Annotated in this window: 19 protein-coding genes; 16 read left to right on the forward strand and 3 right to left on the reverse strand. The window is 61.0% G+C overall.

The genetic code is table 11. The features are described 5' to 3' along the window. The first annotated feature begins 138 nt into the window (after positions 1 to 138). Complete coding sequence (locus J7E36_RS13215) at positions 139 to 1,683, forward strand: phosphoenolpyruvate carboxykinase (protein WP_215003547.1); 1,545 nt, start codon at positions 139 to 141, stop codon at positions 1,681 to 1,683. A 54-nt stretch (positions 1,684 to 1,737) separates the two neighbouring features. On the opposite strand, the gene J7E36_RS13220 is transcribed toward J7E36_RS13215, so the two are convergent. After that, positions 1,738 to 2,028: a hypothetical protein gene (locus J7E36_RS13220; protein ID WP_435304175.1), complete on the reverse strand. Its 291-nt coding sequence runs from the start codon at positions 2,026 to 2,028 to the stop codon at positions 1,738 to 1,740. A gap of 91 nt (positions 2,029 to 2,119) precedes the next feature. Here J7E36_RS13220 and J7E36_RS13225 point away from each other — a divergent pair, with 91 nt between their 5' ends. From J7E36_RS13225 to J7E36_RS13280, 12 genes are all read left to right on the forward strand, one after another. Then, positions 2,120 to 3,112, forward strand: coding sequence for a D-cysteine desulfhydrase (locus J7E36_RS13225; protein WP_215003549.1), 993 nt, complete (start codon positions 2,120 to 2,122; stop codon positions 3,110 to 3,112). Between the two features lie 306 nt (positions 3,113 to 3,418). Then, on the forward strand, positions 3,419 to 4,219 hold the full coding sequence (gene tcyJ / locus J7E36_RS13230; protein ID WP_215003551.1) for a cystine ABC transporter substrate-binding protein: 801 nt from the start codon (positions 3,419 to 3,421) through the stop codon (positions 4,217 to 4,219). Then, the gene (tcyL, locus tag J7E36_RS13235; RefSeq protein WP_215003553.1) at positions 4,219 to 4,884 is read left to right on the forward strand and encodes a cystine ABC transporter permease; all 666 of its coding nucleotides are present in this window, start codon (positions 4,219 to 4,221) and stop codon (positions 4,882 to 4,884) included. The genes tcyJ and tcyL overlap by 1 nt, the downstream gene beginning before the upstream one ends. A 3-nt stretch (positions 4,885 to 4,887) precedes the next feature. Continuing rightward, positions 4,888 to 5,649 (forward strand): L-cystine ABC transporter ATP-binding protein TcyN, encoded by a 762-nt coding sequence (tcyN, locus tag J7E36_RS13240; RefSeq protein WP_215003554.1) that lies wholly within the window; start codon positions 4,888 to 4,890, stop codon positions 5,647 to 5,649. 489 nt (positions 5,650 to 6,138) lie between these two features. Further along, positions 6,139 to 6,909, forward strand: a complete 771-nt coding sequence (locus J7E36_RS13245) for a hypothetical protein (RefSeq protein WP_215003556.1) — start codon at positions 6,139 to 6,141, stop codon at positions 6,907 to 6,909. A 265-nt stretch (positions 6,910 to 7,174) separates the two neighbouring features. Continuing rightward, positions 7,175 to 8,416, forward strand: a complete 1,242-nt coding sequence (locus tag J7E36_RS13250) for an SfnB family sulfur acquisition oxidoreductase (RefSeq protein ID WP_215003558.1) — start codon at positions 7,175 to 7,177, stop codon at positions 8,414 to 8,416. A 23-nt stretch (positions 8,417 to 8,439) separates the two neighbouring features. After that, positions 8,440 to 9,633 (forward strand): SfnB family sulfur acquisition oxidoreductase, encoded by a 1,194-nt coding sequence (locus J7E36_RS13255; RefSeq protein WP_215003560.1) that lies wholly within the window; start codon positions 8,440 to 8,442, stop codon positions 9,631 to 9,633. Beyond that, positions 9,633 to 10,991, forward strand: coding sequence for an LLM class flavin-dependent oxidoreductase (locus J7E36_RS13260; RefSeq protein ID WP_215003562.1), 1,359 nt, complete (start codon positions 9,633 to 9,635; stop codon positions 10,989 to 10,991). The genes J7E36_RS13255 and J7E36_RS13260 overlap by 1 nt, the downstream gene beginning before the upstream one ends. Positions 10,992 to 11,041: 50 nt before the next feature. Continuing rightward, the gene (locus J7E36_RS13265) at positions 11,042 to 11,851 is read left to right on the forward strand and encodes a MetQ/NlpA family ABC transporter substrate-binding protein (RefSeq protein ID WP_215003564.1); all 810 of its coding nucleotides are present in this window, start codon (positions 11,042 to 11,044) and stop codon (positions 11,849 to 11,851) included. Positions 11,852 to 11,853: 2 nt separating this feature from the next. Beyond that, entirely contained in the window at positions 11,854 to 12,978 is a 1,125-nt protein-coding gene (locus J7E36_RS13270; protein WP_215003566.1) for a methionine ABC transporter ATP-binding protein, read from the forward strand. Then, positions 12,968 to 13,612: a methionine ABC transporter permease gene (locus J7E36_RS13275; RefSeq protein ID WP_215003569.1), complete on the forward strand. Its 645-nt coding sequence runs from the start codon at positions 12,968 to 12,970 to the stop codon at positions 13,610 to 13,612. Before J7E36_RS13270 ends, J7E36_RS13275 begins: the two co-directional genes overlap by 11 nt. Positions 13,613 to 13,704: 92 nt before the next feature. Continuing rightward, positions 13,705 to 14,334 carry a class I SAM-dependent methyltransferase gene (locus J7E36_RS13280; RefSeq protein ID WP_215003571.1) on the forward strand — a complete coding sequence of 210 codons (630 nt, stop codon included), beginning with the start codon at positions 13,705 to 13,707 and terminating at the stop codon, positions 14,332 to 14,334. A 100-nt stretch (positions 14,335 to 14,434) separates the two neighbouring features. Here the strand turns inward: J7E36_RS13280 and J7E36_RS13285 are convergent, their stop codons facing one another. Further along, entirely contained in the window at positions 14,435 to 15,001 is a 567-nt protein-coding gene (locus tag J7E36_RS13285; RefSeq protein ID WP_215003573.1) for a transporter substrate-binding domain-containing protein, read from the reverse strand. A 133-nt stretch (positions 15,002 to 15,134) separates the two neighbouring features. Between J7E36_RS13285 and J7E36_RS13290 the strand changes: the two genes are divergently transcribed. Beyond that, complete coding sequence (locus J7E36_RS13290; protein WP_215003584.1) at positions 15,135 to 15,560, forward strand: DUF4399 domain-containing protein; 426 nt, start codon at positions 15,135 to 15,137, stop codon at positions 15,558 to 15,560. A gap of 223 nt (positions 15,561 to 15,783) precedes the next feature. On the opposite strand, the gene serA is transcribed toward J7E36_RS13290, so the two are convergent. Then, positions 15,784 to 17,013, reverse strand: a complete 1,230-nt coding sequence (serA, locus tag J7E36_RS13295) for a phosphoglycerate dehydrogenase (protein WP_215003575.1) — start codon at positions 17,011 to 17,013, stop codon at positions 15,784 to 15,786. Between the two features lie 204 nt (positions 17,014 to 17,217). Between serA and J7E36_RS13300 the strand changes: the two genes are divergently transcribed. Both J7E36_RS13300 and J7E36_RS13305 read left to right on the forward strand, forming a co-directional pair. After that, positions 17,218 to 18,612, forward strand: coding sequence for an FAD-binding oxidoreductase (locus J7E36_RS13300; protein ID WP_215003578.1), 1,395 nt, complete (start codon positions 17,218 to 17,220; stop codon positions 18,610 to 18,612). 42 nt (positions 18,613 to 18,654) lie between these two features. Continuing rightward, on the forward strand, positions 18,655 to 19,320 hold the full coding sequence (locus tag J7E36_RS13305; protein ID WP_215003579.1) for a fumarylacetoacetate hydrolase family protein: 666 nt from the start codon (positions 18,655 to 18,657) through the stop codon (positions 19,318 to 19,320). Positions 19,321 to 19,365 lie beyond the last annotated feature (45 nt).

A 19,365-nucleotide genomic window follows, 5' to 3' on the forward strand; every position in this document is an offset into this window, starting at 1 on the left:
TTACGCCGTACTGACGGGAGGGCCCTACTCTTTTTGGGCTTTTCTGGCATAATCCGGCCCACTTTTTTCGGGTAGTAGTGCGCGACTTCCTACTACAAAACGTTTGGAGCACTCGGCCACAGGCCGACGGGGAATCTCATGACGCAAGCCAATAACGCCGTGTACACCGATCTGAGTGTCGATGAACTGGTCAAAGAAGCCCTGAATCGCGGTGAAGGCGAGCTTGCCGATACTGGCGCGCTGGTTGTTCGTACCGGTCACCGTACCGGTCGTTCGCCAGTCGACCGTTTCATTGTGGAAGAGCCGACCACCCAGAACGCCATTGCCTGGGGCCCGATCAACCGCAAGTTCCCGGCCGACAAGTTCGATGCCCTGTGGAGCCGCGTTGAAGCCTATCTGGGTGAGCGCGAGCGTTTTGTCTCCCACGTGCATGTAGGTTCCGATCCTGCGCACTACCTGCCGGTCAAGATGACCACCGAGACGGCCTGGCACAACCTGTTCGGCCGCTGCCTGTTCATCAACCCCGAGCACTACAACGCCGGTGGCAAGGACGAATGGCAGATCCTCAATGCCCCAAACTTCGTCTGCGAGCCTGAGCGCGACGGCACCAACTCCGATGGCACCGTGATCATCAACTTCGCGGCCAAGAAAGTGCTGATCGCCGGCATGCGTTACGCCGGTGAAATGAAGAAAGCCCTGTTCTCCGTGCAGAACTTCCTGCTGCCAGCCGTTGACGTGCTGCCGATGCACTGCGCCGCCAACATGGGCGAAGAGGGCGATGTGACCCTGTTCTTCGGCCTGTCGGGCACCGGTAAGACCACCCTGTCCGCCGACGAAAGCCGTTACCTGATCGGCGACGACGAGCACGGCTGGGGCGTGGGCGTGGTCTTCAACATCGAAGGCGGTTGCTATGCCAAGTGCATCGACCTCTCCGAGAAGAACGAGCCGGTGATCTGGAAAGCCATTCAGCACGGCGCCGTGCTGGAAAACGTCGTGCTGGACCCGGTGACCAAGAAAGCCGACTACGCCGATGACAGCCTGACCCAGAACAGCCGCGCCGCCTACCCGCGTGAACTGATCGAAAAACGCGCACCGAAGAACCTCGGTGGCGAGCCAAACGCCGTGATCTTCCTGACCTGCGACCTGACCGGCGTCCTGCCACCGGTGTCGATCCTCAGCGAAGAACAAGCCGCCTACCACTTCCTGTCCGGCTACACCGCACTGGTGGGTTCGACCGAAATGGGTTCGGGCAGCGGCATCAAGTCGACCTTCTCCACCTGCTTCGGCGCGCCATTCTTCCCGCGTCCTGCCGGTGAATACGCTGAGCTGCTGATCAAGCGTATCCGTGGCTTCGGTTCCAAGGTCTACCTGGTCAACACCGGCTGGACCGGCGGCGGCTACGGCGTCGGCAAGCGCTTCAACATCCCGACCACCCGCGCGGTGATCGCGGCGATCCAGAGCGGCGCGCTGATCGGTGCCGAAACCGAACACCTGGACATCATCAACCTGGACGTGCCGCTGGCTGTTCCAGGCGTCGAAACTGGCCTGTTGAACCCACGCAACACCTGGGCTGACAAGGCCGCCTACGACGAAGCGGCCAAGGCATTGGCCGGCTTGTTCATCGAGAACTTCAAGAAGTTCGACGTGAGCGACACAATCAAGGCCGCTGGCCCGCAGCTGTAAAAGCTCGGTCGGCAAATGGAAAACCGCCCTTCGGGGCGGTTTTTTTATGGGCGGCTATTTGTCTGAGAGATGAAACGCGGGCGCCATATCGTTCTGCTCACGCCTGGATAACCTCAACGCGCCAGCCAACACCGGCCATTGGCTCACTACTTCTTTAAACTGCGCGATGATGTCCTGTGCGTCCGGCTGGCTTACCCGGAAGTACCCAACCACCTCCAGGGCCAGCTCCAGATCCAGAGCGTTGTCCGCATCGGTAATATTGAGCTTCAGTCCATCGGCGTGTGCAGATTGCTGTCGCGAGCAAGCTCGCTCCCACAGGATGCCAGTCTCAGGACTCAAAGACATCCAACCCTGCTGGCTTACTTGCCGATTGCCGGTTGCCCACGAATATCCGCATGCCTATAGTCCAGACATCTCCTGCAATCAGTACGGCGCAATGATCAAACAACAGCTGGCCCGCTTTAACCGCCTCGACCTGCTCGGCCCCCCTACCCCGCTGGAAAAACTCGAGCGCCTGTCCACCTGGCTCGGCCGGGATATTTATATCAAGCGTGACGACCTGACGCCCCTGGCGATGGGCGGCAACAAACTGCGCAAGCTTGAATACCTGGCCTGTGATGCCATCGCCCAAGGCGCCGACACACTCATCACCGCCGGAGCGATCCAGTCCAACCACGTGCGCCAGACCGCCGCCCTGGCGGCGAAGCTGGGCCTGGGTTGCGTGGCCTTGCTGGAAAACCCCATCGGCACCGAGGACTGCAATTACCTGGGCAACGGCAACCGGCTGCTGCTGGAACTGTTCGACGCCAAGGTCGAATTGGTCGATAACCTGAATAACGCCGATGAGCAGTTGCAGGCCCTCGCCGCTCGCCTGAGCAGCAATGGGAAAAAACCTTACCTGGTGCCAATTGGCGGTTCGAATGCCTTGGGCGCGCTGGGGTACGTGCGCGCGGGCCTGGAATTGGCCGGGCAAATCAACGACACCGGCCTTGATTTCGCCGCCGTCGTGCTCGCCTCCGGCAGTGCCGGCACCCACAGCGGCCTGGCACTGGCGCTGAGTGAAGTGCTGCCGCACCTACCGATCATTGGGGTAACGGTTTCGCGCAGCGAAGAAGACCAGTTCCCCAAAGTCCAGGGCCTGGCCGAACGCACCGTCCAACTGCTGGACGTGGCCCTTCCCGCGGCCTTCAAGGTCAACCTGTGGGACGAATATTTCGCCCCCCGTTACGGCGAGCCCAACGCCGGGACACTCGCCGCGATCAAGCTGCTGGCGAGCCTGGAAGGCCTGCTGCTGGATCCGGTCTACACTGGCAAGGCCATGGCTGGCCTGCTCGACGGCATCGGTCGCAACCGCTTCGACGAGGGCCCGATCCTGTTCCTGCATACCGGCGGCGCGCCGGCGCTGTTTGCCTATAACACGGCGTTCTGAACCTTAAGGAAAAACCCTGTGGGAGCGAGCCTGCTCGCGATGGTGTGTCAGCCAAATCAATTGTTGCTGATCCACCGCCATCGCGAGCAGGCTCGCTCCCACAGAGAAGCAATTCCATATTGGAATATATGGATGATTTAATATTATTTTCCAATCTAACAGCGCCGACCTATAGTCGCGCCGCAGGCCTATTTGTCGCGAGACGTCCAGGCCGTTTTTAGGGCAGGATGTGGCAATCTTTTCAGAGCGCGGCTACGCCTTTCTCTTCCAGATAACTGTCTTCATAAGAAAACACAGAGGCTTGTCATGAATTTTTCCGCACTACGTCGCAACCTGTTGGTGGGTTCGCTGGGCCTGGCATTGAGCGCCGGCCTGTTGGGGCAAGCGGTTGCCGGTGAGCAACTGCAGAAAATCAAGGATGCCGGTGAAATCAAGATTGGCCTGGAAGGCACCTATCCGCCGTTCAGCTTCGTCGATGACAGCGGCAAGCTGACCGGCTTCGAAGTGGAGTTCTCCGAAGCCCTGGCCAAGGAGCTGGGTGTGAAGGTCAAGCTGCAGACGACCCCATGGGCCGGCATTCTTGCGGCATTGGAGTCCAAGCGCCTGGACGCCGTGGTCAACCAGGTCACCATCTCCGAGGAGCGCAAGAAAAAATACGACTTCTCCGAGCCGTACACCGTTTCCGGAATTCAAGCGCTGGTACTGACCAAGAAAGCCGACGAGCTGAACATCAGGAAGGCTGCGGATCTGGACGGCAAGAAGGTCGGCGTGGGCCTGGGCACCAACTACGAGCAGTGGGTCAAGGCAGAAGTGCCGGGCGCCCAGGTCAAAACCTACGATGACGACCCCACCAAATTCCAGGACCTGCGCGTCGGCCGTATCGATACCATCCTGATCGACCGTCTGGCCGCGCTGGAATATGCCAGGAAAGCCAAGGACACCAGCGTCACCAGCGAAGCCTTTTCGCGCCAGGAATCCGGGATTGCCCTGCGCAAAGGCGAGCCTGAGCTGTTGGCAGCCGTGAACAAGGCCATCGAGAAACTGCGCGCCGACGGTACGCTGAAGAAGCTTTCGGAAAAATACTTCAGCGCTGACGTTACCCAATAATGGAAGCAGCTTTTCAACTCGCGCTGGAGTCCGCGCCCTTCTTGCTCAAGGGCGCGTACTACACGGTCATCCTCAGCCTGGGCGGCATGTTCTTCGGTTTACTGCTGGGCTTCGGCCTGGCGCTGATGCGCCTGTCGCGCTTCAAGTTGGTGAGCTGGATCGCCCGCATCTACGTGTCGTTCTTTCGTGGCACGCCGTTGCTGGTGCAGTTGTTCGTGATCTATTACGGGTTGCCTCAACTGGGCATCGAGCTGGATCCGTTGCCGGCGGCACTGATCGGCTTCTCGCTGAACATGGCGGCCTATGCCTGTGAAATCCTGCGGGCCGCCATCAGTTCCATCGAGCGTGGCCAGTGGGAAGCCGCGGCGAGTATCGGCATGACCCGCGCGCAGACGCTGCGCCGGGCCATCCTGCCGCAAGCCGCGCGCACCGCCCTGCCGCCCCTGGGCAACAGTTTCATTTCGCTGGTCAAGGACACCGCGCTGGCGGCCACCATCCAGGTACCGGAGCTGTTCCGCCAGGCGCAGTTGATCACCGCGCGAACCTTCGAAATCTTCACCATGTACCTTGCCGCCGCGCTGATCTACTGGATTCTGGCGAGCGTGCTCGCGCACCTGCAGAACGTCCTGGAAGCCCGGGTCAATCGGCATGACCAGGAGTCCTGAGCCATGATTGTCGTGGAAAAACTGACGAAGCAGTTCAAAGGCCAGGTGGTGCTCAACGGCATCGACCTGAAGATCGAAGAGGGCGAAGTGGTGGCGATCATCGGGCCCAGTGGTTCGGGCAAGACCACCTTCCTGCGTTGCCTGAACTTCCTCGAAGAACCCAGCAGTGGCCGGATCAAGGTCGGCGACATCGAGATCGATGGCAGCCGCCCACTGAACCAGCAACAGGGCCTGGTGCGTCGCTTGCGCCAGCAGGTGGGTTTCGTGTTCCAGAACTTCAACCTGTTTCCCCATCGAACCGCCCTGGAAAATGTCACCGAAGGCCCGCTGGTGGTGAAGAAAACGCCCCGCGCCGACGCCGAAGCCCTCGGGCGCAAGCTCTTGGCCAAGGTGGGGTTGGCCGGTAAGGAAGACGCCTACCCGCGGCGCTTGTCTGGTGGTCAGCAGCAGCGTGTGGCGATTGCCCGGGCGCTGGCGATGGAGCCGGCGGTCATCCTGTTCGATGAGCCGACCTCGGCCCTCGATCCGGAATTGGTCGGGGAAGTACTGGCGACCATTCGCGGCCTGGCCGAAGAAAAACGCACCATGGTCATCGTGACCCACGAAATGGGCTTTGCCCGGGACGTGGCAAACCGCGTGGTGTTTTTTGACAAGGGCGTCATCGTCGAACAAGGCGAAGCCAAGGCCTTGTTTGCGGCCCCCAAGGAAGAGCGCACTCGGCAATTCCTCAGCAAGTTCCTCTCGGCCGGACACGGTACCTCGTAAGTTATTCACCGCATCATCACTTCCAGGGACGGAAGTGAGCAACTACAGAATCAACACAACAGCGATTTTCAACTTATCAAGCACGCAACAATTTGCAACTTGCGCACTAACTTACCACCTCGACACAAATCTTCGGCAACAATTTCCCTCCGGCAAGAGTGCCAAACCACATCAACCGCCAGATTCCCCAAAAGCTTGTTTCGCGATGGACTAGCCTAGGAAAAGTACGTTTAACGTGAAGCATTATGAACATGAGCGCGTAGGAAACTTCTGAACCCTGACTCAATGTTTTATTAAGCAAGTGCCTCTATTGACACTGAAACGAGAGACCCCGTATCTAGTGGCCCATGGGCGAGACACTCTAATTAATTTTGCACAGTGACTGCCGCACTCAGCGTCAATACCTGTGCAAATAAAAGAGGTCATGATTACTAAGCGCCTTTGATCTTCCCGAAACGGACTTCGTTTTCAAGCATCAAGGAGAACACCATGACATGTACGTCGAATATTCCTCGATTGGCCGCGCCTACGCTGGTCAATGCCCACCCCGCCGGCATCAACCTCGCCAGCGCCGCGTGCCTGGAGGTCGCCATTGCCCCCTACCCCGGCATGGACGCCGGCGACCTGATCGAGCTGTTCTGGGACAACTGCTATGTGGGCTCCCGCCTGCTGTCGCAGGAAGACGTACAAGGCAGCGTCACGTTGCGGGTACCGGAGAGCTTCATCGCCAACGGGACCTCGCGCCTGCATTATCGCGTGATGCAAGTCGGACGCGGTCCGGCGCTTTCAGCCACGCAACGGATACAGGTGAAGCTTGATTGTCCGGGTGGCCAGCCGTCAGCCGTGAGCGGCGATGAAAACCAGGGCCTGGCACCGGTGTGTATTCCTGAAACGATACGGCGCCAAGGCGTGAACCCCCGCCAGATCAAGCGCGGCGTACCCGTGACGATCGAACCCTACCGGAACATGGCCGCTGACGATGCGATAACCCTGCGCTGGGGCGATGTACGCATGGACCTGCCTCCGATCAAACCCTGCGAGGTCGGCCAGCCGATCCATATCTGGGTCCCGCCGCAGATGATCCTGGAAGCGGGAGAAGATCTGCGCCTGGAAGTGAGCTATTGCATCCTCGACCGTGTGGGTAACAACTCCCAATGGGCACCGCCACGGATGTTGAAGATCGGTTGCGCCAATCCGTATCGGCATGGCGCGTCGAAAGAGGCGTTGATGGCTGCCGAGCCGAGCCGCAAAAAAGTCTGAAACCACCCTGTACCCGTGGCGAGGGGCCTGCTCCCTCGCCACAACAGCCCGCTCGGCAAGAAGCGCTCTATCAATATTCCTAAAAGTTAGTTCAAAAATAATTTATACACGTTTAGGGTATATACACCGGACCACCGGACATTCCTGATTGTCATTCGCCGCTTTCATCGCGGCGTTTCTAGAGATGTGAGGTGGGTATGGTACGGAACACAATCACCCCAGCGCAGTTTGCCAAGGCACTGCCTGCAGCCACGGAGTGGCTGTGATGTCGGATTTGGCCCAGGCAAAGGTCCAGAGCGACCAGGACATCGCACCGCTGCTGCTCCCCGCGCAAGTACTGCGCAACGATGCCGAGGCGATCAAGGCCGCCCACGAGTTGGCGCAGATTGCCCGCCAGCAAGCCGCGCGGCGCGATCAGCAGCGCAAGTTGCCCTGGTCGGAAATTGAACAATTCACCCGCAGCGGCCTGGGCAGCATTGCCATCCCCCGTGCATACGGCGGCCCACAGGTTTCATTCGTCACCCTCGCCGAGGTGTTCGCGACCATTTCCGCTGCCGATCCGGCACTTGGACAGATCCCACAGAATCAGTTCGGCGTGCTCCAGCTGATTCTCGGTACGGGCACGGAGCGGCAAAAGAAAATCCTCCTCAAGAGCGTGCTCGAAGGCTGGCGCATCGGCAACGCCGGGCCGGAGCGTGGCGTGCGCAATACGCTGGAACTCAAGGCACGGATCACGGCCGACGGCGATGGATTCATCATCAACGGCCAGAAGTTCTATTCCACCGGTGCGCTGTTCGCCCACTGGGTGGCGGTCAAGGCGCTGAATGACGAGGGTCGCCAGGTGCTGGCGTTCGTGCGGCGCGGCACCCCAGGCCTGCGCATCGTCGACGATTGGTCGGGGTTCGGCCAGCGCACCACGGCCAGCGGCACCGTGCTGCTGAACAATGTGCGGGTCGATGCCGAGCTGGTGCTGGACAACTGGCGCGTCAATGAGACGCCGAACGTACAGGGGGCGATTTCGCAACTGATCCAGGCCGCGATTGACGCGGGCATCGCCCGTGGCGCCATCGACGATGCCATCGCCTTCGTGCGCGAGCGGGCCCGACCCTGGATCGACGCCAAGGTCGAGCGGGCCAGCGACGATCTCTATGTGATCGCTGATGTCGGCAAACTGAAAATCGAATTGCACGCTGCCGAAGCGCTGCTGCGAAAAGCCGCACGGGTGCTGGATCAAGTCACCGCCGCCCCCATCACCGCGCACTCCGCCGCCCGCGCCTCGATTGCCGTGGCCGAAGCCAAGGTCCTCACCACCGAGATCGCCCTGCACGCCAGCGAAAAACTGTTCGAACTGGCCGGCAGCCGCGCCACCCTGGCCGAATTCAACCTCGACCGTCACTGGCGCAACGCGCGGGTCCACACCCTGCACGACCCGGTGCGCTGGAAGTATCACGCGGTAGGCGCCTATCACCTGAACGGCACGTTGCCGGCCCGGCATTCCTGGATCTGACGACCCGACCTCTGGAGCAGTACATGACGCTTTCCCAACACGTCGCGGTGATCACCAGCGATGAACAAGCCCTGATCGTGGCCAGCGACCTGGCCGACGACTTCAAGCGCGACAGCTCCCTGCGCGACCGTGAACGGCGCCTGCCGCACCCGGAACTGGAGGCGTTTTCCCGCTCCGGCCTGTGGGGCATCAGCGTGCCCAAGGCCTATGGCGGCGCGGGGGTTTCCAACGTCACCCTGGCCAAGGTCATTGCGCTGATCGCCCAGGCCGACGGCTCCCTCGGGCAGATCCCGCAGAACCACTATTACGCCCTGGAAGTGCTGCGAGTGAACGGCAGCGAAGCGCAAAAACAGCGGCTCTACGCCGAAGTACTGGCCGGTCAGCGCTTTGGCAACGCGCTGGCGGAACTGGGCACCAGGACCGCCCACGACCGCATCACCCAGCTGCGCCGCGACGGCAACGGTTTTCGCATCAACGGGCGCAAGTTCTACGCGACCGGGGCGATCTACGCCCAGCGCATCCCCACCTCGGTGGTGGATGAAAATGGCGTGCAGCAGCTGGCGTTCGTCCCACGCGACAGCAAGGGCCTGATCGTGATCGATGACTGGAGCGGTTTCGGCCAGCGCACCACCGGCAGCGGTTCGGTGGTGTTCGAAGACGTCCAGGTTACCGCCGAAGACATCGTGCCGTTCCAGAGCGCCTTCGAGCGCCCGACGCCGGTGGGCCCGCTGGCGCAGATCCTCCACGCCGCCATCGACACCGGCATCGCCCGCGCGGCCTATGAGGACGCCTTGCACTTTGTCCGTAGCAAAACCCGGCCCTGGATCGACGCCACCAGCGACGTCGCCACCGAAGACCCGCACACCCTCAAGAGCTTCGGCCAGTTGAGCATACGCCTGCACGCCGCCGAAGCCCTGTTGGAACGGGCCGGCGAGTTTCTCGACCGGGCCCAGGTCGATACCCATGCCGGCACGGTCGCCGCCGCCTCGATTGCCGTGGCCGAAGCGCGCGCCATCAGCACCGAAGTGTCCCTGGCCGCTGGCAGCACGCTGTTTGAACTGGCTGGCAGCCAGGCGACGCTCGCCGAGCATGGCCTGGACCGTCATTGGCGCAACGCCCGGGTGCACACCCTGCATGACCCGGTGCGCTGGAAATACCACGCGGTGGGCAACTTTTATCTCAATGATGAAAATCCGCCGCTGCGGGGGACGATCTGATGGCGTCCGACAAGAAAAAGATCCTGCTCAATGCGTTCAACATGAACTGCATCGGGCACATCAATCATGGCTTGTGGACTCATCCCGAGGACACCTCGACCCAGTACAACACCCTCGAATACTGGACCGCACTGGCGCAGTTGCTTGAGCGCGGACTCTTCGACGGGCTGTTCATCGCTGACATCGTAGGCGTCTACGACGTGTACCAGCAGTCGCTGGACGTCACGCTGAAAGAGTCGATCCAACTGCCGGTCAACGACCCGCTGCTGCTGGTCTCGGCGATGGCGGCCGTGACCCGGAACCTGGGGTTCGGCCTCACCGCGAACCTGACCTACGAGCCGCCCTACCTGTTCGCCCGGCGCATGAGCACCCTGGATCACCTGAGTCGCGGCCGGGTCGGCTGGAACATCGTCACCGGCTACCTGGACAGCGCCGCCAAGGCGATGGGGTTGAGCGCCCAGGTCGAGCATGACCGCCGCTACGACCAGGCCGACGAGTACCTGCAAGTGCTCTACAAACTGTGGGAGGGCAGTTGGGAAAACGACGCGGTGCTCAACGACCGCGAGCAACGGATCTATGCCCAGCCGGAGAAGGTGCACAAGGTCCGGCACCAGGGCGAGTTCTATCAGGTCGAGGGTTATCACCTTTGCGAACCCTCGCCCCAGCGTACACCGGTGTTGTTCCAGGCCGGCAGTTCGGAGCGCGGCTTGCAGTTTGCCGGGCGGCATGCCGAGTGCGTGTTCATCAGCGGCCAGAACAAACCTGCGACCAGGGCGCAGGTGGACAAGGTACGCGCCAGCGCCGCCCGTGCCGGGCGCAACCCCGAAGACATCAAGGTGTTCATGGGTCTGAACGTGATTGTCGGCGACACCGAAGCCGCCGCCTGGGCCAAGCATGCCGAGTACCTGAGCTACGCCAGTGCCGAGGCCGGGGTGGCACATTTTTCCGCGTCGACCGGGATCGATTTTTCCGAGTACGCACTGGACGAGCCGATCCAGTACGTGAAGAGCAACGCGATTCAGTCGGCCACCAAGACCTTGCAGAACAACGACTGGACGCGACGCAGATTGCTCGAGCAACACGCCCTGGGCGGTCGCTACATCACTGTGATCGGTTCGCCCGCGCAGGTGGCCGATGAGTTGGAATCGTGGATCGCCGACACCGGCCTCGATGGCTTCAACCTGACCCGCATCGTGACGCCGCAAAGCTACGTGGACTTCATCGACCTGGTGACCCCGGAACTGCAACGGCGCGGCGCGTACAAGACTGAATATGACAGCGGCACGCTGCGCGAAAAGCTGTTCAAGACCCAGGCCCATTTGCCCGAACAACACACCGGCTCGACCTATCGACACTGATCCCCTCGCCACAAAAGCAGGCCAATCTATAATCCAGGACAAGAAAACCCATGACCCAATACGCTCGCTCCCTGCCAGTCAAAGCACTGGCCCTGGCCCTCGGCCTGTTCAGCTCGGCGCTGTTTGCCGCCGATGCACCGTTGAAAATCGGCACCACCGCTGCTTTCGCCATTCCCCTGGAAGCGGCCGTTGAAGAAGCCGGCAAGCAAGGCCTGAAGGTCGAGCTGGTGGAGTTCAGCGACTGGATCGCACCCAACGTCAGCCTGGCTTCCGGGGACATCGACGTGAATTACTTCCAGCACATCCCGTTCCTGGAGAATGCCAAGGCCGCCGCCGGGTTTGACCTGGTGCCCTTCGCTCCGGGCATTATCAACAACGTCGGCCTCTATTCGAAGAAGTACAAAAGCTTCGACGAGCTGCCCGAGGGCGCGAGCGTCGCCATCGCCAACGACCCGATCAACAGTGGTCGCGGCTTGCAACTGCTGGCGAAAGCCGGGCTGATCACGCTCAAGCCCGGGGTGGGCTACAAGGCCACCGAAGACGACATTGTCGCCAACCCGAAGAAACTCAAGATCCTGCAGGTCGAAGCGGTGCAGTTGGTGCGCGCCTATGAAGACGCCGACCTGGTGCAGGGTTACCCCGCCTACATCCGCCTGGCAAAAACCTTTGACGCGACCTCGGCCCTGCTGTTTGACGGCCTGGACCACAAGGAATACGTGATCCAGTTCGTGATCCAGCCCAAGAGCAAGGACGATCCGCGGCTGATCAAGTTCGTCGACATCTATCAGCATTCGCCGGCGGTGCGTGCGGCCCTGGACAAGGCCCATGGCAAGCTCTATCAGGCCGGCTGGGAAGGCTGAACATGAACGCCATCAACGCCAGGCTCCGACATCAGGCCCCCGTGCTCCAGAGCGCCGGGCACACCGAGCTGCACCCGGAGTTCAACCGTGCCCATGTGCGCTTCATCGGCCTGGGCAAGACCTATAACGGCGCCCAGGGCCCGGTAGCCGCGCTGCAAGGCATCGACCTGGCGATCCAGCGCGGCGAGGTGTTCGGCATCATCGGCCGTAGCGGCGCAGGCAAGTCGTCGCTGATCCGCACCATCAACCGGCTCGAACAACCCACCAGCGGCCGGGTGCTCATCGATCAAGTGGACATCGGCGAGTTCGACGAAGACCGCCTGGTAGAACTGCGCCGGCGGATCGGCATGATCTTCCAGCACTTCAACCTGATGTCGGCCAAGACCGTGTGGCAGAACGTCGAGCTGCCGCTGAAAGTGGCCGACGTGCCCAAGGGACAGCGCCAGCAGAAGGTCCGCGAGCTGCTGGAACTGGTGGGTCTGCAAGGCAAGCACAACGCCTACCCGGCGCAGCTTTCGGGCGGGCAGAAGCAGCGCGTCGGGATTGCCCGGGCCCTGGTCCATGATCCGCAGATCCTGTTGTGCGACGAGGCCACCTCGGCCCTCGACCCGGAGACCACTCAATCGATCCTCGGCCTGTTGCGCGAGATCAATCAGCGGCTGGGCCTGACCATTGTCCTGATCACCCATGAGATGGCGGTGATCCGCGAAGTCTGCGACCGGGTCGTGGTGCTCGAACAAGGGCGGATGGTCGAGCAGGGACCGGTCTGGGAGGTGTTCGGCAACCCGCAGCATGAGGTCAGCAGGACATTGCTCGCGCCGTTGCAGCAGGCGTTGCCCAGCGATCTGCAAGGCCGCTTGCACCCGCAGCCGCCATCGGCCGAAGCCGCGACCGTGCTGCGCCTGCAATTCACCGGCAGTGAACACGATGAGCCGGACCTTGCGGCACTGTTCAGCGCCCTCGGTGGCCGCGTGCGGTTGCTGCACGGCGGTATCGAGCGGATTCAGGGTCATGGCCTGGGGCAACTGTTGCTGGCAGTGAGCGGTTCGTCATGGAGCGCCGAGGAACTGCAGCAACGGGCGGGCAATTGGGCGCAACGGGTGGAGGTGCTGGGCTATGTGGTTTGAACGGTTATTACAGGGTTTCATCGACACGTTTCTGATGGTGGGCGTGTCGTCGTTGATCGCGTTGCTGGCGGGCATACCGTTGGCGGTGATCCTGGTGACCAGCGGCAAGGGCGGCATCTACCAGGCGCCCACTTTGAACAAGGCCCTGGGCGCGTTCGTGAATCTGTTCCGCTCGATCCCCTTTCTGATCCTGATGGTGGCGTTGATCCCGTTCACCCGACTGATTGTCGGTACCACCTATGGCGTCTGGGCAGCCGTGGTGCCACTGACCATCGCCGCCACGCCGTTCTTTGCCCGCATCGCCGAAGTCAGTTTGCGGGAGGTCGACCACGGCTTGATCGAAGCCGCCCAGGCCATGGGTTGCCGGCGCTGGCACATCGTCTGGCATGTGCTGCTGCCCGAGGCCCTGCCCGGCATCGTCGGCGGTTTCACCATCACGCTGGTGACCATGATCAATTCCTCGGCCATGGCCGGAGCCATCGGCGCCGGCGGCCTGGGCGACATCGCCTACCGGTATGGCTACCAGCGTTTCGACAGCCAGATCATGCTCACCGTGATTGTATTGCTGGTGGCGTTGGTGGCGGTGATTCAACTGGGCGGCGACCGCCTGGCGCGGGGTTTGAACAAGCGCTGACCTCAATGGAGCGCCATTTGCTCCCACAGGGGAGAGCCGGGAGATGTGCGGTATATAGTCCGCCCAACGCTCCCCACCTCAAGCCAACGACCATGAAACACACTCCGCAAGACCTGCAGGCCATCACTGCCACGACCCTGGGCAATTACAACGCAGTCGCCGAAAGCTTTCGCGAAGGCACCCGCGATCACGACGTCAGCCAGAACATCGACGCGTTGCTGCGGCATATCCAGGCCAGTGCGCCGCTGCAGATCCTGGATTTCGGCTGCGGCCCCGGGCGCGACCTGCGGGCATTCACCGCCATGGGCCATGTCGCGGTCGGCCTCGACGGCTCTGCGGAATTTGTCCGGATGGCGCGCCAGGACAGCGGCTGTGAAGTGTGGCAACAGGACTTCCTGCAACTCGACCTGCCGGCAGAGCGTTTTGACGGGATATTCGCCAATGCGGTGCTGTTTCATATCCCACTGCAGGAATTGCCTCGGGTGCTCAAGCAACTGCACGCCACGCTCAAACCCGGCGGCGTACTGTTCAGCTCAAACCCTCGGGGCGAGAACCGGGAAGGCTGGAATGGCCAGCGTTTCGGCGCCTATCACGACCTCACGGCCTGGCGCAGCCTGCTGGACGGCGCGGGGTTTGTGGAGCTGGAGCATTACTACCGGCCGGCGGGACTGCCGCGCGAGCAACAGCCTTGGCTGGCGAGTGTCTGGCGCAAGACCGCCTGACGCCTGAAGACTTCATCGCGAGCAGGCTCACCGCCACAGGTGACTGCATTCCAATGTGGGAGCGAGCCTGCTCGCGATAGCGGTGCGGCTGCCCGCCCTGTTATTCCTGTTTACCCAACCATTTCTGAGAAAGCTGCTCCAACCGCCCGTCATCCTTGATACGCGTCAGTGCGTTGTCCAGGCTGGCCTTGAACGCCGGGTTACCCTTCTGGAACGGAATCACCAAGTGCGGGGCCGGGGCGATCTTTCCTTCCGACTGTAACGACTGCGCCATCATCAGTGGGTGCTGTGTCTCGCCCTTGCTGGCCAATAATTGCGCATCCGGCTGACTGTAGCTGCCACTGGTGTCGAAACGTTCGGCCAGTTCCGGGGTCATTGCTATGTGGTTGATGGCAACGTCGTACTTTCCGCTTTCCACACCGGCCAGCAGTTCTGCGGCATCGGTGACCACGAAGTCGGCGCGTACATCGAGCTCGCTGGCGAGCATCTGGCCCAGTTCCACTTCAAAACCGGTGAGCTTGCCGTCTTCCTTGAAGTTGAAAGGCGCGGTGTTGGCTTCAAGGGCTATGCGCAGCTCGCCACGGTCGTTGATGTCGTCAATCAATTCGGCATGGGCCAAAGGGCTCAAAAGGGGTAGCAGGCAAATCAGGCCAGGCAGGAAACGCATGGTCACTCCTTGGTATTTATACAAGCGACGCTCGTTTCAGGCTCGCTTTGCTATGGTTGTTGCAGGCTTCGACAACGATTGGTCATGAAGTTGTCATGATCAGACGGATTTCATGGAAAAACAGGAGAAAAAAATGAAAAGCTTTATGTCTCGTGCCGCGTTGGCCGGCCTGTTGCTGGGCACTTCGATGCTGGCAGCCGCTGCGACTCCCGCTCCCAAGGGCGCAAAAGTATTCATCGTTTCCCCGGCCGACGGGGCCACTGTTACCCAGGAATTCAAGGTCAAGTTCGGCGTCAAGGATATCGCTTTGGCGCCGGCGGGTGATGTGACAAAAAATACCGGGCATCATCATCTGCTGATCGATGTCGATACGTTGCCTGCCGCAGGCGCACCCATTCCAAACGACGCCAACCACATGCACTTCGGCAAGGCCCAAACCGAGGCCACCCTCAAACTGGCCCCGGGCAAGCACACCTTGCAACTGGAACTGGGCGACAGCGGCCATATGCCGTTCGATCCGCCGATCGTTTCCAAGAAGATTACCGTAAACGTGAAGTAACACTGACCTGACACCTTTCCCCTGTGGGAGCGAGCCTGCTCGCGAATGCGGTAGACCAGTCGACCAATCCTTGGCTGACACACCCTTTCGCGAGCAGGCTCGCTCCCACAGGTATTGATGGGTGGCAGATAAAAAAAACGGGAGCCCTTTCGGACTCCCGTTTTTCATGGCAAACCAAACCACAACTTGCCGCTTGAAGCTGACAGCTCGCCGCTGCGGTTCTTCAGAACAGCACCCGGGACCGAATGGTGCCCTTGATGTGCTGCAACTTCTCCTGCGCCAGGTCCGAGTATTCGGCGTCGACGTCGATGACCACGTAGCCGACTTTCTCGTTGGTCTGCAGGAACTGACCGGAAATGTTGATGCCGTTTTCGGCGAAGACCTTGTTGATCTCGCTCATCACACCCGGAATGTTCTCGTGGATGTGCAGCAGGCGGTGCTTGCCAGGGTGAGCCGGCAGGGCCACTTCCGGGAAGTTCACGGACGATACCGACGTACCGTTGTCGCTGTACTTGACCAGCTTTTCCGCCACTTCCAGGCCAATGTTGGCTTGGGCTTCAGCGGTGGAGCCGCCGATGTGCGGGGTCAGGATCACGTTGTCCAGGCCACGCAGCGGGCTTTCGAAGATATCGTCGTTGGAGCGTGGCTCCACCGGGAACACGTCGATGGCCGCGCCGATCAGGTGCTTGTCCTTGATCGCGTCGGCCAGGGCGTCGAGCTTGACCACGGTGCCGCGAGCGGCGTTGATCAGGATCCCGCCCTTCTTGATCGAGCGGATTTCCTTCTCGCCGATCATCCACTGGGTGGCGGCGGTTTCTGGCACGTGCAGGGTCACGATGTCGGACATGCCCAGCAGCTCGTGCAGGTCGTTGACCTGAGTGGCGTTGCCCAACGGCAGCTTGGTGACGGTGTCGTAGAAGTAGACCTGCATGCCCAGGCCTTCAGCCAGGACCGACAACTGCGTGCCGATCGAACCGTAGCCGACGATACCCAGCTTCTTGCCGCGGATTTCGAAGGAGTTGGCCGCGCTCTTGATCCAGCCGCCACGGTGGCAGGAGGCGTTCTTCTCGGGGATACCGCGCAGCAGCAGGATTGCCTCGGCCAGCACCAGTTCGGCAACGGAACGGGTGTTGGAGTACGGCGCGTTGAACACCGCGATGCCGCGCTCACGCGCTGCGTTGAGGTCAACCTGGTTGGTGCCGATGCAGAAGCAGCCGACCGCAACCAGTTTCTTGGCGTGGTCAAAGATCTCTTCGGTCAATTGCGTACGGGAGCGAATACCGATGAAGTGAGCATCGGCGATCTTTTCCTTGAGCTGGGCTTCCGGCAGAGAACTGGTGATGTACTCGATACTGGTGTAGCCCGCCGACTTGAGGACGTCGACAGCCGATTGGTGGACGCCTTCGAGAAGAAGGAACTTGATCTTGCTCTTATCGAGAGAAGTCTTGCTCATCTGCGTAAACCTGTGTCCCGGAGAAAAATGGCAGGGAATCGGACAGCGCGACGCTAGCCCGACCGGCGTGACAGCCGTCGCCGCAGAACAGCCGTTGGGCACTACGCTGCGGGGTCGGTATGCTAGCATATGCGACCCGCAAGCACTCATTCTGCGACATGAAGCGTTCTCAGGATGACCATGAATTGTTCGAGAGTCTTGCCGATGACCATTGCTGACCTGATCGCTGAACTGAAGACCCTGGTTGAGCCTGGCAAGGTGCTGACCGACACCGACTCCCTGAACACCTACGGCAAGGACTGGACCCGGCATTTTGCCCCCGCGCCGGTTGCCATCGTCTTCCCCAGGACCACCGAGCAAGTGCAGGCCATCGTGCGCTGGGCCAACACGCACAAGGTTGCGCTGGTGCCCTCGGGCGGGCGTACCGGGCTTTCTGCCGCAGCAGTGGCCGCCAATGGCGAAGTGGTTGTGTCATTCAACTACATGAACCAGATCCTCGACGTGAACCTCACCGACCGCACCGCCGTGTGCCAGCCGGGCGTGATCACAGAACAGCTGCAGAACAAGGCCGAGGAACACGGGCTGTACTACCCGGTGGACTTCGCTTCGGCGGGTTCCAGTCAGATTGGCGGCAATATCGGTACCAATGCCGGCGGCATCAAGGTTATTCGCTACGGCATGACCCGTAACTGGGTCGCTGGCCTGAAGGTCGTTACCGGCAAGGGTGACCTGCTGGAGCTGAACAAGGACCTGATCAAGAACGCCACCGGCTACGACTTGCGGCAACTGTTCATCGGCGCCGAAGGCACCCTCGGCTTCGTGGTCGAGGCGACCATGCGCCTGGACCGTGCGCCGAAAAACCTCACGGCGATGGTGCTCGGCACCCCGGATTTCGACTCGATCATGCCGGTGCTGCATGCGTTCCAGGGCAAGCTCGACCTGACCGCCTTCGAATTCTTCTCCGACAAGGCCCTGGCTAAAATCCTCGGGCGGGGTGACGTGCCCGCGCCGTTCGAGACCGACTGCCCGTTCTACGCCCTACTGGAATTCGAAGCCACCACCGAAGACGTTGCCAACCAGGCGCTGGAAACCTTCGAATACTGCGTGGAACAGGGTTGGATGCTGGACGGCGTGATGAGCCAGAGCGAAACCCAGTTGCAGAACCTGTGGAAACTGCGCGAGTACATCTCCGAAACCATTTCCCACTGGACGCCATACAAAAATGACATCTCGGTGACGGTCTCGAAAGTCCCGGACTTCCTCAAGGAAATCGACGCGATTGTCGGCCAGCACTACCCGGACTTCGAAGTTGTCTGGCACGGCCACATCGGCGACGGCAACCTGCACCTGAACATCCTCAAGCCGGAAAACCTGGACAAGGACGCGTTCTTCGCCAAGTGCGCGACCGTGAACAAATGGGTGTTCGAGATCGTCGAGAAATACAACGGCTCGATTTCGGCCGAACATGGCGTGGGCATGACCAAGCGCGACTACCTGGCCTATAGTCGTTCACCGGTGGAAATCGAATACATGAAAGCCGTGAAAGCGGTCTTCGACCCGAATGGCATCATGAACCCGGGCAAGATCTTCGCGGTTTGATGCGCAAGAACATCTGATGAATTGCAGAAACAGGAGTCGGTAATGAGCTATCAGCACCAGTATGTCGACGGTACACGCATTCATTTCCCAATCGGGAAAGTGGTCTGCATTGGTCGTAACTACGCCGAACATGCAAAGGAACTGGACAACCCGGTGCCCACCGAACCCTTGCTGTTCATCAAGCCAGGCAGTTGCGTGGTGCCGCTGGAAGGCGGCTTCAGCATTCCGACCGAGCGCGGCTCGGTGCATTACGAAGCAGAAATCGCCGTGTTGATCGGCAAACCGCTGTCGACCCGGCCCAGCGCCGAGGAAATACTCGATGCCATCTCCGGCTTCGCGCCAGCCCTGGACCTGACCCTTCGCGACAAGCAGGCCGAGCTCAAGGCCAAGGGCCTGCCGTGGGAAGTCGCCAAGTCGTTCGACGGTGCGGCGGTGATTGCACCGTTTGTGCCGAGCAGCATGTTTGCCGACCTGACCGACATCCCCGTGCGCCTGACCATCAACGGTGAAGTGCGCCAGGATGGCAACAGCCGCCTGATGCTCAACCCCATCGTACCGATGATCCAGTACATGGCCGGCTGTTTCTCGCTGCAGGCCGGCGACGTGATCCTCACCGGCACCCCGGCGGGCGTCGGGCCATTGAATGCGGGCGATGAACTGGTCGTGGAACTGCCGGGAGCGTGCCGCTTCGAAAGCAGCGTTCGCTGACTCGATTGGCTGCAGGTGACGATCAATTGTGGGAGCAACTGTCTT

Source organism: Pseudomonas fluorescens (genome assembly GCF_018614775.1).
Taxonomy (GTDB): Bacteria; Pseudomonadota; Gammaproteobacteria; order Pseudomonadales; family Pseudomonadaceae; genus Aquipseudomonas; species Aquipseudomonas fluorescens_BY.